This window comes from Campylobacter sp. 2014D-0259 (assembly GCF_008000505.1).
GTDB classification, from domain to species: domain Bacteria; phylum Campylobacterota; class Campylobacteria; order Campylobacterales; family Campylobacteraceae; genus Campylobacter_D; species Campylobacter_D jejuni.
This window is the reverse complement of record NZ_VOAQ01000016.1, coordinates 86,674-104,161: the sequence shown is the minus strand read 5'-3', so window position 1 is coordinate 104,161 and position 17,488 is coordinate 86,674. Positions and strand designations below refer to the sequence as shown.

The following is a 17,488-nucleotide window of genomic DNA, read 5'->3' as shown; positions in this document are numbered from 1 at the left end:
TTTACATTATATTTTATGGATAAGTTTATTTCACTCAAAAGGTAAAATCATAAAAATATGTAAAAATAGTAATTTAATCCATATCAAAGTAGAATTATCTAGGCGTATATAAAAAAGTTTGAAAATTACAGTTTTCAATACAAAATTATAAATTTTACATATTTTTACCTTTTATCATATCTTTTTATGATTGATATAAGATTTATTTAATAAAAATATTTTAATCTTTTTGCCTTGTATATAAAAACAAACTTTTTCCTAAAAAAGCTTTTTTTTACTAAGTTAATACTAAAATACCTTTTCTAGTTAAAAAGCTAAAAATTTTAGATTTAGGAAAAGTTTTTATGAAATACCCTTTAGATTGTGAAGAAAATTTTGAAAAATCATTCTTATTTTGGCTAGCAAAATATGTAAAATTTAAACTCAACTCACTATCTAACAAAGAGTTAAAAAATCCACAAGCTTTAGCAGAAGTTAATTTTGCTCTTACAAAAGGTGTAAAAAACATTGATGAACTTGACGCTCTAGCAAAAAAAGCAAGAAATGCTGGTTTAAGTGGAGTTAATACTTATTTTAATCCTTTAAAAAAAGTATTCGAATATTTAAATTTTTACAAGCTTTATTCTTTAAAACAGATTGATGAAGAACTCATTGTAGAAGTTTTAGCAAGTATAACAGGTGCTTTATCAGATGCAAGTAAAAAAAATTACCGTATTGCTGTGATTAATTTTTTTGATTTTTTAGACAAGCAAAATGAAGAAGATGAAAAAGCGCATATTTTCGATATCAATCTTAAAAACTGGGCAGGTATAGCGGGTTCTAAAGGGGTAAAATTACCTGAATTTATGAGCGAAGAAGAGCTTAAAAAATTTCTTGATGCTATTGAAAATGCAGATTTTAGAAACAATACTGTACGCAATAAACTTATTATTAAAATCATCATTTTTACAGGCATACGGGTAAGCGAAGCTATCAATATCAAAATGGGTGATATTAGCGAAGAAAATGATCTTTATATCATAAGAATAAGAGCTAAAGGCAATAAATATCGTGTTGTAATGATAAAAAAAGAACTTATTTACGATTTGCTTAAAAATGTAAGTATTAATTATATGAGCAAAGACGCCCTACTTTTTGTCAATAAAAAAGGCACTCCACTGACTCAATCTTATGTCAGTCGCATAGTAGAACAGCTTTTATTTCGTGCAGGAATTCGCAAACAAAAAAATGGTGCTCACATGTTGCGTCATACTTTTGCCACCCTACTTTATAAAAAACAAAAAGATTTAGTTTTAGTTCAAGAAGCTTTAGGGCATGCAAGTTTAAATACCTCAAGAATTTACACTCATTTTGATAACGATAAATTAAAACTTGCCGCACAGGTTGCAAAGGAATTAAGTGACTCTTGAAAACTATGCTATTTTTGGTAAATATTTTTACCATGATTTAAAACACACTTTAAAAGCCTTTAATCACAAAGAAAGTAAAAAGTGCTTTAAATTTATAGAAAAATATAAAAATGATTTTTATATTTTAATGCTTGCTGATTATGAGCTATATAGATATTTTCAAGATAAAAATTTCACAAGCAAAAAAGCTTATTTGTCTGTATTTGCTTTTAAAAAAAGAAAAAAATTTCAAAAAGAAGATATCGATGAAGAAAAATTTATTCCTGAATTTATAAATTTTTTAGATCAAGATAATTACAAAGAAAATTTCATCAAGGTTAAAGAGGCAATCTCCAAAGGAAGAGTTTATCAAATCAACCTCACTCAAAATTTTAAATTTCATAGCAAAATGGATTCTTTTGAACTTTTTAAACTTTTACTTTCTAGACAAGATACTGAATTTAAAGCTTTTATAAAAGATGAAACAAGAGAAATTTTGTCCTTCTCACCTGAACTTTTCTTCAAGACCAAAAAAAGAAAAATATTTACAAAACCTATGAAAGGCACAATTAAGCGTGATAAAGATCCTATAAAAGATGAAGAAAATAAAACCTTCTTGCAAAATGATACAAAAAATCTAAGTGAAAATGTTATGATTTGCGATCTTTTACGCAACGATCTTTCAAAAATCATCACAAAAAAAAGCTTAAAAACCAAACTTTTTGAAATTCAAAGTCACCCTACTTTACATCAAATGACTTCAAGCGTACAAGGAAAACTTAAAAAAAATATTTCTTTATATCAAATTTTTAAAGCTCTCTTTCCTTGTGGTTCTATTACAGGTGCTCCAAAGCTTGAAAGCATTAAATTTATTGAAGAATTAGAACAAAGAGATCGTGGTATTTACTGCGGAACTATAGGTTTAATACACAAAAATAAAAATAAATTTAGCGTAGCCATACGCACCTTAGAAAAACAAGATGAAATTTATACTTATAGCACGGGTAGTGGCTTGGTTTGGGACTCAAAATTCAAAGATGAATTTGAAGAATTAAAACTTAAAAGTGCGATTTTAAATCCTTGTGATTTTCATCTTTTTGAAACCATATATTTTAAAAATTCTCAAATTTTATTTTTAAAAGAACATTTATTAAGGCTTATAAATTCAGCTCTTAAATTTAATTTTAATACTCACAAGCTCTTTAAAGATTTTTATAATATTTTAAATCAAAAAAGTTCTTATAAAGAATATCAAAATTTTACACTTTTTAAACTCGATGAAAAAATTTTCCACAAAAAACACTCTTTATTTTATAATTTTCCCCTACCCTTTAAAAATCCACACAAAGAAGGAATTTTAAAGCTTATTTTATACAAAGACGGAAGATACGAATTTCAACAAAGTGCCTTAAAACAAAATTCAAACGATATTCTGCTTTTAAGTGATGATAAAATTAACTCAAAAAGTGACAATCTCTATCACAAAAGCTCGTTGCGTACTTTTTATAATCAACACTCATACAAATGGCAACAAAACTTGTGTTATGACATAGCTTTTTTTAACGAAAAAGATGAACTTTGCGAAGGCTCAAGAACCAATCTCATCTTAGAAAAAAACACTCAATTTTATACTCCACAAATTCAAAGCGGTATGTTAAATGGCGTATATAGAAATTTCTTAATCAATCTTGGTTTGATAAAAGAAAAAGCATTATTTAAACAAGATTTATTTGAAGCAGAAAATATTTATTGTATTAATTCCGTGCGTGGTTTAAAAAAGGTAAAATTGCAATGAAGAAAATTTTATTTATAGATAATTATGATTCTTTTAGTTATACCATCATCTATTATCTTAAAGAACTTGGTTTTGAATGTAAAGTGATAAAAAATGATGCCTTTAAAAAAGCTAAAGAATTAGAAAAATTTGATTTCACTCATCTTATCATCTCTCCTGGCCCTCATTCTCCTAAGGAATCTAAATTAAGCTTAAAAGCAATCAAATATTTTAAAAAAAATAAAAAAATTTTAGGTATATGTTTAGGACATCAGTGTATAGCTGAAATTTTTGGCGGTAGGGTTTCTAAAATGCAAAATCCCATGCATGGCAAAATTTCTAAACTTTATTTTAAAAAAGATCCTATTTTTAAGGGTATTAAAAAAGAAATTGAAATTTGCTTATATCATTCTTTACACATTAGTTCTATGCCTAAAAAATGCAAAATTTTAGCTCATAATTCAGAAAATATTATTATGGCAATTAAACATAAAAAATATCCTATTTATGGATTGCAATTTCACCCTGAAGCGGTTTTAACTCAAAAAGGCAAAAAAATACTTAAAAACTTTATGAAGCTTTAGTCTTTTTTGCATTTAAAATAACACTCAATATAATCAAAACAAAAGCAAAAATATCAAGCAAGCTATAACGGGTTTTTAAAAATAAAAAACTCATTAAAGCAGCTGCTACAGGTTCTATGGAAGCAATCATACTAGCTCTTAGAGCGCCTATATATTCCACTCCTTTTAAATACAAACAAAAAGCCCCTATAGTTCCGATAAAGACAATCCCGCCCATAGAAAAAAATGCTTTTAAGTTAAAAGCATAGTGAATTAAACCCTTATCAAATTGCAAGATTAATAAAAATACAAAAGAAGCAAAAAGACTCGCCCAACCCATTATCCAAAAAAGACCATATTTTAATATCACTTCTCTAGCACTTAAAGAATAAAAAGCAACTCCAAAAGCTCCTATAACAGCCCAAAAAATACCCCAATAATTTAAAACCACCGCTTCAATATCTCCTTTAGTTGCAAGCAAAAACAAAGCAAAAATAATCAAAATCAAAGCAAAAATTTCTATCAATTTAGGAAATTTTTTATTTTTAAAGCACAAATAAAGCATTATAATTAAAGGTGCACAATATTGTATCATAGTTGCAGTTCCAGCATCGGTATAATAAATAGCCTTAAAATAACCAAATTGTGTTAGCAAAAGCCCAAAAAATCCAAACATACAAATACTTAAGCTTTCTTTTAAATTTGTAAAAACTAAAATCTTTTGAGCTTTAAAACTTAAAAAAATCAAAATCAACCCTGTAGATAAAAGCCTATAAAAACAAACCCAATCTACGCTATAATTATTTTTAAAAAGGTATTCAGCTAAAACACCGCTAATAGCCCAAAAAATACCTCCCAAAAGAACTAAAAATACGCCCATTGCAAACCTTAATAAAAATTATTTTAAATTATAGTATATTTTTTTTAAATAATGTCGATTTAGTGTAATATATATTATAAATTAAGGAGAAAATATGCAAATTAACAATTCCTTAAATAGCTTAAGTCAATATGTTAAAGTCAACTCAAACGAAGAAAATCAAAACTCTAAAAATCAAGAACAAAACGCTTTAGCGCAAGATCCAGCTGTAGAGGTAAATATCAGCAAAGAAGCCAAAGAAAAATCAAATACTTCTAATCAAAACAATTCTCAAGCTCCAGCTCAAGCTTTAAACGCACAAAACAACACACAACAAGATAGTAGCAGCGATAGTGAAGATAAACTTACAGAATTAACACAAAAGCTTGCAGAAATTCAAGCAAAAATTGTTGAACTAACTGCGAAAATGTCTAAAGCTAATGAGGATCAAATCAAAAGTATTGAAAGTCAAATAGCAACATTAAATGCCCAAGCTTCAACTATTCAAGCTCAAATTCAAGAACTCCAAAGCCAACAAGCTTGATTATATTTTTTCAAAAGTTTAAGAATGCTATAATGATGCATTTTTAAACTTTTTCAAGGAAAAATATGACTTATCTAGAAATCGAAGGCACAAATCATCTAAGCGGAAATGTTACAATAAGCGGAGCAAAAAATGCTGCCCTACCCTTGATCGTTTCAAGTATACTTGCTAAAAATGAAGTAAAAATCAACAATGTTCCTAATGTTGCTGATATAAAAACTCTTATATCTTTGCTAGAAAATTTAGGCGCTAAGGTCAATTTTCAAAACAATAGTGCTTTATTAAACACAAACACTCTTAATCAAACCATAGCCAAGTATGACATTGTGCGTAAAATGCGTGCTTCCATACTTACTCTAGGGCCTTTACTTGCTCGTTTTGGGCATTGTGAAGTATCTTTGCCTGGTGGATGTGCCATAGGACAAAGACCTATTGATTTACATCTTTTAGCCTTGGAAAAAATGGGGGCAAATATACAAATCAAACAAGGCTATGTCGTAGCTAGTGGAAATTTAAAAGGCAATGAAATTCTTTTTGATAAAATCACGGTTACAGGTAGTGAAAACATCATCATGGCAGCAGCTCTAGCTAAAGGTAAAACCAAACTCTTAAATGTTGCAAAAGAACCCGAAGTAGTTCAACTTTGCGAAGTTTTAAAAGACGCAGGACTTGAAATTAAAGGCATAGGTACAGATGAACTTGAAATTTATGGCACTGATGGAGAACTTTTAGAATTTAAAGAATTTAGCGTTATACCTGATAGAATTGAGGCAGGAACTTATCTTTGTGCTGGGGCTATTACAAATTCTAAAATTACTTTAGATAAAGTTAATGCCACTCATCTTAGTGCAGTTTTAGCAAAACTTCATCAAATGGGTTTTGAAACTTTGATTGCAGAAGATAGTATCACCCTACTTCCTGCTAAAGAAATTAAACCTGTAGAAATCATGACAAGTGAATATCCAGGCTTTCCAACCGATATGCAAGCGCAGTTTATGGCATTAGCCTTAAAAGCTAATGGAACTAGTATTATCGATGAAAGACTATTTGAAAATCGTTTCATGCATGTAAGTGAACTTTTAAGAATGGGTGCGGATATTAAACTCAACGGTCATATTGCTACTATAGTAGGCGGAAAAGAACTTAACGCTGCTGATGTCATGGCTACAGATTTGCGTGCTTCTTCAGCCCTTATCTTAGCAGCTCTTGCAGCTAAAGGCACAAGCAAAGTCCATAGAATTTATCATCTTGATAGGGGTTATGAAAATTTAGAAGAAAAATTTAAAGGCTTAGGGGCTAAAATCACAAGGCTTGAAGAATGAAAAATATCTTTGAAACCTTAAAAGACTTAGAAGATCAAATTTCATGCTTAGATGAAAGTGAACTTATTAGCCTTGAAAAAGCAAAAGATAGAATTTTAGCTAAAGATTTATACGCTAGAAAAAATCTACCCAGTTTTGACAATGCTGCTCTTGATGGCTATGCTTTTAATTATACTGATATCAATGAAGCTTTGGAGATTAAAGGGACTATTTTTGCAGGAGATAAAAATTTTTATACAGTTGCTAAAAATGAATGCTATAAAATCATGACAGGGGCTAAAATGCCCAAAAATGCTGATACTATCTTAATGTTAGAAGATGAGTATATAGAAGAAAATAAACTCATCATTAAAAAAGCTCCTAAACAATACAATGCCTATCGCTATAAAGGCGAAGAATTAAAAAAAGGTGAAATTTTACTTCAAAAAGGCACCAAACTTAATGATAAACATATCGCCCTGCTTGCTTCTCAAGGGCTTTATAAAATAGAAGTCATAAGAAAAATTCGTATAGGTATTTTTTCAAGTGGAAATGAGCTAAAAGAACCTTGGCAAGAATGCGATGAAGAAAGTATTTATAATACCAATGCTTTGTCTTTACTAACCATGCTTCAAAATACTTCTTATTTGGGCATCATCAAAGATAATTTTAAAAGCACTAAAGAAGCTTTAGAAAATACAAATTTTGATCTTTTAATCACTTCAGGAGGTGCAAGCGTTGGCGAGGCTGATTTTATGGAAAAAGCTTTAGATGAATTAGGCTTTACTCCGCTTTTTAAAGGACTAAAAGCACGCCCTGCAAGACCTACTAAACTTTATAGAAAGGGTAAAAATTTCGTATTGATTTTACCAGGAAATCCTATGGCAGCTTATCTTTCTTGTTTTATTTTTGCTAAAAAAATTATTGCTTTATTAAGTGGAAACCTAGACAATCCTTTAAAATTTCATGCTACAATGGGTATGGATTTAAAGCTTAAAAGTGGAAGAAACAATCTCATTTTAGGAAATTTAGAAAAAGATATTTTTACACCATTTAATGAAAATAAATTTGGATCTGGTATGATACTTCCACTTATTAAAAGTGAGTTTTTACTTATAAGCGAAGAAAATACAAGTGAATTAAAAAAAGGTGATGAAATCACGCTTTTAAAAATATAATGTTTGTGTTTTTCACAAACATTAGCTTAATTTATCCTCATCATCATGATCATGGATATATTGTTCATCATTTTCCAAGGTGTCAACAAAACGCCCTATCCTTTCCCAGCGAACATTTTTATCTTTATCCCAAGAGAAATATACAAACCAAGGTTTACCTACTATCAACCTATAAGGAACAGAACCCCAAAAACGACTATCATAAGAATAATCGCGATTATCACCCATCATGAAATACTCATTTTCAGGTACATCAAAAACATAAGCATTTCCGCCGCTAAAACCTATATGATTTCCAAGTTCTTTAATATAAGTTGGAGACATGGCAAAATCACCTATGCTAAGAAAGCGTAAAATATCGCTTTCTATATCTTTTTTTGGATCATAATGAATACCTTTTTGTTTATAAGGTTCTTTTACATAAATTTGCCCTCCAAGAGTAACAAGATCATTCGGATAATGTTCTTTCATAAATTCATCACCCTCATGCATTCTTACATAAAGTGTTTTATTTGCATAAACTATCCTATCTCCTCCTGTGCCTACACAACGCTTTACAAAGTGTTCTTTTTCATTTCTAGGATTTCTAAAAACAACTATATCTCCTCTTTGTGGCCCTTGTGCTTTTATCAAATGCCCATCTTTATTAAAATCAGGCAAAACAGGAATTTCCAACCAAGGAATATGAGGAGTTGGGATACCATAGCTAAATTTTTTAACAAATAAAAAATCCCCTACCAACAAGGTGTTTTTCATAGAACCAGAAGGAATAACAAAAGCTTGTATAAAGAAAAAAATCACCAAAAGAACAATAACTACAGTTCCAGTCCAAGACTGTGAAAATTTATATAATTTCTTTAAAATTTCCATAGATTTTCCCTAATTAAGTCTATTTTTAGCAGATTTAACTGTGTTTTCTAAAAGCATGGCTATAGTCATAGGACCTACTCCACCTGGAACAGGAGTTATATAACTAGATTTTTTAGATACCTCTTCAAAATCCACGTCTCCAACTATCTTTCCACTTTCAAGACGATTGATTCCAACATCAACAACAATCACTCCTTCTTTTACCATATCCGATCGAAGTAAGTTCACACAACCTGCTGCTACTATAATCAAATCAGCTTGCCTAGTATAAAGGCTCAAATCTTTGGTTTTAATATGACAAACGCTTACTGTAGCTCCAGCGTTTAAAAGCATAGTAGCCATAGGACGACCTACTATATTTGAAGCACCTATAATAACAGCGTCTTTTCCTTCTAAATCAATTTCATAAGCCTTCAAAAGCTTCATAACTCCAAGTGGAGTACAAGGCAAAAACCCACTTTCTAAGCCTAAATTTAAATATCCTACATTAATAGGATGAAAGCCATCAACATCTTTACTACTTATAATACTTTCAAGTATTAAATCTTTACAAATATGATCAGGTAAGGGAAGCTGAACCAAAATTCCATGAACACTATCATCGTGATTTAAGGTATTAATCAATGCCAAAAGTTCATTTTGTGTAGTATTTTCATTAAGATGATAAACTAAAGATTTAATTCCACATTCTTCACAGGCTTTAGCCTTAGATTTTACATAAGTTTGACTTGCAGGATTATCTCCAACTAAGATAACAGCTAAACAGCTTTCAATCCCTTTGCTTTTCAAAAATTGATTTTTTTCTTTTAATTCTTCTTTGATTTTTGCGCTTAAAGCTTTACCATCAAGCAAAGTCATTATTTTCCTTCTATAAATTTAATCACTTTTTTAAAGTAAAAATTGTATCATATTAAAACTTCATTAACAAGGTGAAACTTTGAAAATTGTTTTAATGTTTTTTTTATTTAGTATCAGTCTTTTTGGTGCTGATTTTATCACTCTTAAAGAATACTCTAAAATGCTTTATGAAAATCCAAGGGGCATTAGTTGTAAAGAATGTCATGGAGCAGATGGAAGCGAACAAATTTTAGGATATTATATGAAAAATGGTATTAAAACAGCTTATAAAGTTCCAAGTATACAAAATCTTAGTTTTGAGAATTTTAAAAATTCTCTTAATCAGAGTAAAGACGCAAAATCAATCATGCCAAATTACTCTTTAACAAATGATGAAATTGTAACTTTATATAATTACATCAAGCAATTTAGCAAGGAAGAAAAATGACAAACAAAAAAGCTTTTAAAGAAGCGTGTAAATTCATCGCAGGCGGTGTAAATTCTCCAGTTCGTGCTTTTGCAAATGTTCAAAGTGAGCCAAAATTTATTTCTCATGGAAAAGGTGCTTATATTTTCGATATAGATGGAAATTCTTATATAGACTATGTTCAAAGCTGGGGGCCTTTACTTTTTGGACATTGCGATAAAGATATACAAAAAGCTTGTCAAAAAGCACTTCATAAAGGTTCAAGTTTTGGAGCTCCAACTTTATTAGAAACTGAACTTGCCAAGCTTGTTTTATCTGATTTTCCTCATTTAGAAAAGATCCGCTTTGTAAGCAGTGGAACAGAAGCAACCATGAGTGCTATTCGTCTTGCCCGTGGTTTTACTAAAAAAGACAAAATTTTAAAATTTGAAGGATGTTATCACGGGCATTCTGATTCATTATTAGTGAGTGCAGGAAGTGGTGCTGCTACTTTTAACTCTCCTAGTTCTTTGGGTGTTTTAGAAGATGTAGCTAAACACACTTTAGTAGCTAAATATAATGATATAAATAGCGTTAAAGAGCTTTTTGAAAAAAATAAAGATATTGCATGTGTTATCATTGAGCCTATTGCTGGAAATATGGGGTTAGTTCCAGCTAAACAAGATTTTTTAGAAGAACTTGCTAAGATCTGTAAAAACAATCAAACTCTGCTGATTTTTGATGAGGTAATGAGTGGATATAGAGCATCTTACCTTGGTTCCTATGGAATCAATCATATCCAAGCAGATATAATTACTTTTGGTAAGGTAATAGGAGGCGGTCTACCTGCAGCAGCATTTGCTTCTAGAGCTGAAATTATGGATATTTTAAGTCCTTTGGGTGGAGTTTATCAAGCAGGAACTTTAAGTGGAAATCCTTTGGCAATGGCTGCAGGTATAGCAAGTCTTACAAAAGCCAAAAAGAAAACCAAGCTTTATGACAAACTTGGAAAATTAGCAAAAAAACTTACCCAAGGAATGAAAAAATTAGCAGATGAAAAAGGACTTCCGCTGCAAGCTTGTCATGTAGGTTCTATGTTTGGATACTTTTTCACCAAAGATCCTGTATCAAACTACCAAGATGCATTAAAATCTGATCTAGCATTATTTTCAAAATTTCACAAAAATATGCTTGAAAATGGAATTTATTTAGCACCTTCTCAATTTGAAACAGGCTTTATATGTTCAAAAATGGATGATAAAATTATAGATACAACACTAGAGGCTGTTAGGGAAAGCTTTAAAAGAATATGAGTAATATTTTAAAAGAAGAAAAAAATCACTTAGAAAATTCCAACAGCAAAAGACAAAAAATCATTCGCAAAACTCTTGAAGCTGCGGATGGTTTAAGTCTTGGCATCTCTATGGTTGTTGCTGTATTTATAGGTGTGGGAATAGGATATTTACTTAAAAAATTTACTCCTTATCCTTGGCTTTTTTGGCTTGGAGTTTTTTGGGGGATCAGTGCTGCCATACTTAATGTTTACAAAGCTTATAAAGTTCAAGTAAAAAGCTATGAAGAATTTAAAGAAAGAGATGAGTTGATCAAAGAAAAAATTCAAAAAGAAAAGAACAAATAATGGAACATAAAAAAGCTCTATTTTGTATTTTTGCCATTATTCATTTATTTTTTTGGATCATATTTTCATCGTTAAATCATTTTAAATTAGATACATTTTTAAGCTATGAAATAGCTTTTTTTAGTGTTTTATTGATTATTTTTGCTTCTTATTTAAATTATAAAAAAGTCATTATAAAAAAATCAAAAAATTATGAAAAAAATTTTAATTTCATTTCATCGCTTTTTATCAAAAAAAAACAAAATTTATCAAAAATTATTCATTTTAAAGTTCTAAAAGACGATTTAAAGCCAAATGTTAAAGAGAAAATCCATTTTTTTGCTATGTTTTTTACTCTCTTTAAATTGATGGCTTATGTAATATTGGTTGCTGGATTTTTATTTTTACATCGCCAAGATAAATTAGATATCTTTGCTTATATTTGTGGAATTTCATCCTTGCTAGTTTGTGTGTTTATTTTTATTTTATATATAAAAAAGTATGAGTCCAAAAAAAATTATTAAATCAATGACAGCACTTTTTGCTGGTATGGCATTTTTATTTGCAGGTAATGCCTTGATAGTAAGCTCTATAGGTGTTATATTAAAAGAAAACGGAGAAAGTTCTTTAGCTGTTGGAGTAGTAAGTTCTTGTTTTTTTGTAGGCGCTCTTGTTGGAACTATCAGTGCTCATAAAATTATTTCTCGTATAGGTCATATACGCTCTTTTGGGCTATTTGGTGCTATTTTTGGAATTTCAGCTATGCTTCATACAGTAAGCGAAAATCTTATTTTTTGGGCTGTTTTAAGATTTTTCATAGGAATTTGCTACTATGGACTTTTAATGGTCATAGAATCATGGCTTAATGAAAAAAGCAAAAATGCCATTCGATCTAGAATTTTAGGTTTTTATGAAATTGTTTTTTATCTTGCGTTTGGTATTGGAGTTTTAATCATAGCGTTAAATTTGAGCAAACATAGTGTATTTATTCTCAGTGCAACTTTAATTTTACTTTCATCTTTACCTTTAAATCTAATTAAAATCAAAGAACCTGTTTTGCCCGCATCAAGTCCTATTTCTATACCTAAAATTTTTGATATAGCTCCTTTGGCTATCGTCACAAGCTTTATAGCTGGAATGCTTATAAATGGCTTTTTTTCTATGGCATCTTTATTTATACTTTTGCAAGGTTTTGATACAAAAGCGGTTTCTTATTTTATATTTTGTGGGGTTTTAGGTGGTTTTATTGCACAAACCATCATAGGAACTATTTCAGATAAACTTGGTCGCAAATTTGCTATTATCACTTGCGCAAGCATAGGATTTATCACTATGCTTATATTTATCTTTTTTAAACTTCATTTGTATATGCAATATTTTTTAGGAATTACTCTTGGTATAGGAATATTTTGTTTATATGCTTTAGCACTTGCTAGAGCAAACGATGTTTTAGTAAGCAAAAATAAAGGCGTAGAGTTAGGTCGTGGGGTTCTTTTTTGTTATTCTTTGGGCTCTTTGTTTGGCCCTTTAATTTTAGGTTTTTTAATGCAATATTTTGAAATCAAAGGTTTTATATGGTTTTATATAATTTCTTTAGCATTTTTAATTCTTTTTGCTATCAATAAACCAAATATTTTAAATAAAAAATTTAAGAAAAAGCCTGGAAATATGGTGATATTTGATGATTAATACTCAACTAGCAAGTCAAATTGTCAATACGCAAAAAAATGATTTAAAAGTAGATAACTCTGCTTCAAAAGATAAAACAAATTTAAAAGACAATCCAAAAGAAGCACTTGCACAAGCTTTAAAGCAAAATTTAGGTTTAAGCAAGGACGCTAGTAGTGAGGAAATACTAGCAAAATTTGTTCAAAATGAAACAGGTACCAAATTAAAAGAACTTGTTAATAAACTTTTAGATCAAATCAATGCTCAAAAAAATCCCGATTCCCCTGTACTTAAACAAGGAAAAAATTTAAATTTAGCTCCTAATTTTGCTAATGAATTAAAAACTTTAAGTACAGAACTTGCAAAAAGCGATACTTTTACACAAGTTTTAGATAGATTAAATCAAATTTTAAAACCTGCCAGTGAAATAAAAAACAATAACTTAGCTCCTTTGTTTAAAAATTCAGGCGTATTTTTAGAAGCTAAATTAAAAGATGCCCTAAACGAAGAATTACTACCCAAAAGTTTTCACTCTCTTTTAAGTACAATCAAAGGTCTTAGTAGCGAAAAACTAAGCGTTCAGATAGCCCAGCTTGCAAATACAAATTTAAGCCCAAAAGACACTTTAAAAGAATTAAAAAATATTATTAATTCTAGCAAAAATGAAAATAAGCAAATTTTAAATCAAAGTTCTTTTAAAGCACTTTTAAATTTAAGTTCTAAATTGGAAAATTTTAAAAATTATATAAGTAAAAATCCCAGTCATGCTCAAGAAAAAATCACCCCTATAGCTAATAAAATTTTAAAAGAATTAAATTCCATCAAAAATGATTTTTTCAAAGCTCTTAATAAGCCAGAAAATTTAATGATAAAAGATCCAAACATCCTTAAGCAAACTGCTACCGCCTTTGAAAAACTTGAAAATACTTTAAAAAATATACTAGGCAATCAAGCTTCTAAAATACAAGATAAAGAAAATATTTTAGAAAATCTTTTAAGCAACAAAGAAAATATGAAAGAAGAAAAACTTAATCATAACACAAAAAACCAAGATGAAGAAAAACATATAAAAGCATCAAAAGAAGAAACTCTCACAGATGATACTAAAACCGATATTAAGCAAGATTCAAAAAACGAAGAAAATTCGCATGCAAAAGAAACTGATATAAAAGAAGATGAAAATTTAGATTCTGATATAAAAACTCACGAAGAAGATACTCAAGATACAAAAAATGATATTCAAAACAATGAAACAGAAAATAAGCCAGACAATGATATAAAAAACTCTACTCCAAACCAAGAAAAAATTAAAGATGGAAAACAAGAAAAATCAAAAGAAAATATCAAAGAAAATCCAAAATTTTATGAAACAAAAACAGAAAACAAAACTTCAATCAATACAAATACCAACACTTCAAATCCTAACACAAACAATACGCAAAATTTAAATAATTCTCAAAATATTCAATCTAACAATAACCAAACTATGCAAAATATTTTTAAAAATCAGGAATTTATAAAACAAAATATTGTAAAAAATTTAGCATTTAATGTAGAGAATTTAGATCTAGAACAAGTGCAAGATTTAAGTAAAAATTTAAACAATCTTTCTCGTAGACTTAATGAAAGCTTGAAAGAACTTGAACCCTATACTCAAAATGCCAAGCTTAATCAAGCAGAACTTAAAAATCTCGAACACAAACTCAATCTTTCTACCAAAGATCTAGCGCAAATTAAACCAAAAACAGAACAAGATATAGCTGAATCTTTACATCATGATGTAAAATCAACACTTTTGCAAATTTCAAATTTGGCTAAAAATGAAGGCAATGAAGCTGTATATAATCAAGCTAATCGTCTTTTAGCACAAATTGAAATCAATCAGCTTATGTCTTTAGCTAATGATTCTATCAATACTTATCTGCCTTTTTCTTGGGATGATTTAAATGATTCTAAAATTATGTTTAGACGCGGAAAAAAGGATAAATTTTTTGCTCAGATTAAACTCGAATTTGCAAAACTTGGGGATTTGGAAATTCTTATTTCTTTAAATAATGAAAAATATATAGATATTAATATTATGGCAGAAAATATTGAATTTAGAAAAACCATCTATGAAAATGCCCATGAGCTTAAAAGAAATATCAATAAAGCAGGACTTTTAAGTGCAAATTTCTTTGTAGGTGATATCATAAGAAGTAAATTTGATACTAGAAATATGAAAAATTTAGATCTTGAAATGGGTATGGATAAAAAAGTATGAGCAAAATCAAAAGATCAATTAAAAAAGCTGTAGCTCTAGGCTATCAAAAAGAAAAAAACTCTGCCCCAAAAGTGCTTGCAAGTGGCAAAGGTGAAAGTGCTGCTAAAATTATTTCTTTAGCCAAGGAACACGGAGTTCCCATTAAAGAAGATGAAGATTTAATAGAAATTTTAAGCAAACTTGACTTAGGCGATGAAATTCCACCTAATATGTATAAAGCTGTAGCTGAAGTTTTTGCCTTTATCTATCAAATGGCAAATAAAACTCCTAAAAACTAATCCGCTATTTTTTCTCCAAATTTAATACCCTGCCCTGCTTTTAAATTAAAATTTAAAATCCCTTTTTGAGAGATTAAAACTATAGTAGAACCCAGTTCAAAATTTCCTAGTTCTTCGCCTTTTTTGAAATTTAAATTTTCATATTTTCTAGTAAAATTATGAGAAATTTTAGCATTGGTTTGTATGCTTGTATCAAAATTAAAACGCATTTTTCCTACATTTTGCGCTCCTACAAAAACAAGCCAAAAAATACCTTTTTCATTTTGACATTTTAAACTCACTCTTTCATTTTTTACATATAAATTACTAATGCGTTCTAAATGCTTTTCATTTACACTATAAAGGGCGCCGCTTGTGTAAGTTGCGCTTAAAATTTGCATATCACAAGGGCTGTGATAACGATGATAATCTTTTGGAGAAAGATAGATATTGACATAATCAAGCCCATTTTTAAGCTCATCTTTTTCAAAGCTATCTTTTAAAAGCTCCTCAATGCTATAAGTATGCCCTTTTATAGAAAAAGCAAAATGTTCTTCATTTGCCAAAAAAGTACTTCCACACTCTAAAATTTTACCATCACTTGGACTGATAAAACCTTCTTCAAGTTTTCTTGGAATGTGCAAAGTTCTTGTAAAAAGAGCATTTAAACTCTCGTATTCACAAGGAGATTTAAATTCACTCATATCGATATTAAAATACTTAACATAATTTTCATTAATAACTTTTTGTATCATTTTAGGAAATTTAATCCCCGCTACAAAACCAAAAAGCCTCGAACTTTCTTTTGAAAAACTCATTTTTTTCCTTTTAAATTTAAAATCACTATTTCACTCGGAGCAAAAACTCTAAGACTTGGCCCCCAAAATCCTGCTCCACTACTCACATAAAGCTTAGTTTTTTCTCCTAAATTATAAAGCCCATGAACAAAACCTTGCTGAAGTTTAACTAAAAACATAAAAGGAAAAATTTGCCCTCCATGCGTATGCCCACTTAAAACAAGGTCAAAATCACTTAAATCATAAAGCAAAGCTGTTTTAGGTTGATGTGTGAGTAAAATACTAGCTTTACTTGTATTTAAATCCACTTTTATTCTTGCTAAATCAGGAGCATATAACCCCTTATTAAGTCCGGCTAAATCTCCAAGTCCAGCAATATTTATAAAACCCAAATCTAAATTTTGATTGACTAAAATTTTCATATTAGCATGTTTTCTAAGTAAATCCAAAACTTCATTGATACCATGATAATACTCATGATTTCCCAAGGCATAAAAAGTTCCATAAGTGGAATTAAAATCATTAAGTTTTGAGATGTAATTTTTTAAATCTTTAGGATTAGTATCAATCAGATCTCCTACTATTACAACCATATCAGGACTTTGCAAATTCACTTTAGTGATGAGCTTATCTAAAAAATTTTCATGCAAATTTTTACCCAAATGTATATCAGTAAGCATGGCAATTTTTAAATCTTGTTTAAGATTTGGTATTTCAACATCAACACTCTTTACTTCAGGTGTTTTTAGAGCATTATTTATACTTATATAAATTAAAAACACACTTAAAACTATAAGAGAAAACTCAAAAATCAAACGCAAAATAAGATTATATTTTTTATCTCTTTTACCCATAAGAGCTAAAATCAATTTAATAAAATCCCAAGCTAAAGTCATAAAAAACAAACAATAAGTCGGCGCATAAAGCATGGCTAAAATTTCATACCAAGTATCACTTAAATATTCATCTCTACGAAATATTAAAAACACAGCTTGGGCTAAAAAAAGCACAATAAAAATAAAGGCAAAAATTTTATAAAAATACTTAAAAAGAGTAATTTTCTTGATTAATCTTTTATAAATATAAACATTTGCTAAGCCAAAAATCAATAATACAATGAAAGAAAAAATTAAAAATATCATAAAAGTATTATAACCAAGTAAAA

General features: G+C 29.1%; 18 protein-coding genes. 13 read left to right on the top strand and 5 right to left on the bottom strand.

The features are described 5' to 3' along the window. The first annotated feature begins 344 nt into the window (after positions 1-344). From SR63_RS03670 to SR63_RS03660, 3 genes are read left to right on the top strand one after another with little or no spacing between them, the layout of a single operon-like run. Positions 345-1,409 carry a tyrosine-type recombinase/integrase gene (locus SR63_RS03670; RefSeq protein ID WP_002871813.1) on the top strand — a complete coding sequence of 355 codons (1,065 nt, stop codon included), beginning with the start codon at positions 345-347 and terminating at the stop codon, positions 1,407-1,409. Then, positions 1,399-3,183, top strand: coding sequence for a bifunctional chorismate-binding protein/class IV aminotransferase (locus SR63_RS03665; protein WP_002877202.1), 1,785 nt, complete (start codon positions 1,399-1,401; stop codon positions 3,181-3,183). Before SR63_RS03670 ends, SR63_RS03665 begins: the two co-directional genes overlap by 11 nt. Next, positions 3,180-3,746: an anthranilate synthase component II gene (locus SR63_RS03660; protein WP_002871815.1), complete on the top strand. Its 567-nt coding sequence runs from the start codon at positions 3,180-3,182 to the stop codon at positions 3,744-3,746. The genes SR63_RS03665 and SR63_RS03660 overlap by 4 nt, the downstream gene beginning before the upstream one ends. On the opposite strand, the gene SR63_RS03655 is transcribed toward SR63_RS03660, so the two are convergent. After that, complete coding sequence (locus tag SR63_RS03655; protein WP_002866934.1) at positions 3,733-4,605, bottom strand: DMT family transporter; 873 nt, start codon at positions 4,603-4,605, stop codon at positions 3,733-3,735. The genes SR63_RS03660 and SR63_RS03655 overlap by 14 nt on opposite strands. Before the next feature lie 94 nt (positions 4,606-4,699). On the opposite strand from SR63_RS03655, the gene fspA1 reads away from it, so the two are divergent. The 3 genes from fspA1 to SR63_RS03640 all read left to right on the top strand — a co-directional run bounded on the left by fspA1 (position 4,700) and on the right by SR63_RS03640 (position 7,607). Next, the gene (gene fspA1, locus SR63_RS03650) at positions 4,700-5,128 is read left to right on the top strand and encodes a flagellum-secreted nonflagellar protein FspA1 (protein WP_002866935.1); all 429 of its coding nucleotides are present in this window, start codon (positions 4,700-4,702) and stop codon (positions 5,126-5,128) included. Positions 5,129-5,193: 65 nt separating this feature from the next. Continuing rightward, on the top strand, positions 5,194-6,450 hold the full coding sequence (murA, locus tag SR63_RS03645; protein WP_002866936.1) for a UDP-N-acetylglucosamine 1-carboxyvinyltransferase: 1,257 nt from the start codon (positions 5,194-5,196) through the stop codon (positions 6,448-6,450). Beyond that, a complete protein-coding gene (locus SR63_RS03640; RefSeq protein ID WP_002866937.1) occupies positions 6,447-7,607 on the top strand; it encodes a molybdopterin molybdotransferase MoeA in 1,161 nt (386 codons plus the stop codon). The genes murA and SR63_RS03640 overlap by 4 nt, the downstream gene beginning before the upstream one ends. Before the next feature lie 21 nt (positions 7,608-7,628). On the opposite strand, the gene lepB is transcribed toward SR63_RS03640, so the two are convergent. After that, on the bottom strand, positions 7,629-8,477 hold the full coding sequence (lepB, locus tag SR63_RS03635) for a signal peptidase I (RefSeq protein WP_002866938.1): 849 nt from the start codon (positions 8,475-8,477) through the stop codon (positions 7,629-7,631). A 9-nt stretch (positions 8,478-8,486) separates the two neighbouring features. Then, on the bottom strand, positions 8,487-9,335 hold the full coding sequence (gene folD / locus SR63_RS03630) for a bifunctional methylenetetrahydrofolate dehydrogenase/methenyltetrahydrofolate cyclohydrolase FolD (RefSeq protein ID WP_002852542.1): 849 nt from the start codon (positions 9,333-9,335) through the stop codon (positions 8,487-8,489). A gap of 79 nt (positions 9,336-9,414) precedes the next feature. Here folD and SR63_RS03625 point away from each other — a divergent pair, with 79 nt between their 5' ends. The 7 genes from SR63_RS03625 to SR63_RS03595 are packed head-to-tail and all read left to right on the top strand — an operon-like array spanning position 9,415 to position 15,547. Further along, the gene (locus tag SR63_RS03625; RefSeq protein ID WP_002852485.1) at positions 9,415-9,762 is read left to right on the top strand and encodes a c-type cytochrome; all 348 of its coding nucleotides are present in this window, start codon (positions 9,415-9,417) and stop codon (positions 9,760-9,762) included. Continuing rightward, positions 9,759-11,033 carry a glutamate-1-semialdehyde 2,1-aminomutase gene (gene hemL / locus SR63_RS03620; protein ID WP_002866940.1) on the top strand — a complete coding sequence of 425 codons (1,275 nt, stop codon included), beginning with the start codon at positions 9,759-9,761 and terminating at the stop codon, positions 11,031-11,033. Before SR63_RS03625 ends, hemL begins: the two co-directional genes overlap by 4 nt. Beyond that, positions 11,030-11,359 carry an AtpZ/AtpI family protein gene (locus SR63_RS03615; RefSeq protein ID WP_002852414.1) on the top strand — a complete coding sequence of 110 codons (330 nt, stop codon included), beginning with the start codon at positions 11,030-11,032 and terminating at the stop codon, positions 11,357-11,359. The genes hemL and SR63_RS03615 overlap by 4 nt, the downstream gene beginning before the upstream one ends. Then, positions 11,359-11,862: a membrane protein gene (locus tag SR63_RS03610; RefSeq protein WP_002877200.1), complete on the top strand. Its 504-nt coding sequence runs from the start codon at positions 11,359-11,361 to the stop codon at positions 11,860-11,862. The genes SR63_RS03615 and SR63_RS03610 overlap by 1 nt, the downstream gene beginning before the upstream one ends. Further along, positions 11,840-13,027: an MFS transporter gene (locus SR63_RS03605; protein ID WP_002877194.1), complete on the top strand. Its 1,188-nt coding sequence runs from the start codon at positions 11,840-11,842 to the stop codon at positions 13,025-13,027. Before SR63_RS03610 ends, SR63_RS03605 begins: the two co-directional genes overlap by 23 nt. Beyond that, positions 13,020-15,269, top strand: a complete 2,250-nt coding sequence (locus tag SR63_RS03600; RefSeq protein ID WP_002866943.1) for a flagellar hook-length control protein FliK — start codon at positions 13,020-13,022, stop codon at positions 15,267-15,269. Before SR63_RS03605 ends, SR63_RS03600 begins: the two co-directional genes overlap by 8 nt. Continuing rightward, on the top strand, positions 15,266-15,547 hold the full coding sequence (locus SR63_RS03595; protein WP_002852641.1) for a FlhB-like flagellar biosynthesis protein: 282 nt from the start codon (positions 15,266-15,268) through the stop codon (positions 15,545-15,547). Before SR63_RS03600 ends, SR63_RS03595 begins: the two co-directional genes overlap by 4 nt. Here the strand turns inward: SR63_RS03595 and SR63_RS03590 are convergent. Next, positions 15,544-16,344, bottom strand: a complete 801-nt coding sequence (locus SR63_RS03590) for a phosphatidylserine decarboxylase (RefSeq protein WP_002866944.1) — start codon at positions 16,342-16,344, stop codon at positions 15,544-15,546. The two genes, SR63_RS03595 and SR63_RS03590, sit on opposite strands and share 4 nt — an antisense overlap. Next, positions 16,341-17,465, bottom strand: coding sequence for a metallophosphoesterase (locus SR63_RS03585; protein ID WP_002866945.1), 1,125 nt, complete (start codon positions 17,463-17,465; stop codon positions 16,341-16,343). Before SR63_RS03585 ends, SR63_RS03590 begins: the two co-directional genes overlap by 4 nt. Positions 17,466-17,488 lie beyond the last annotated feature (23 nt).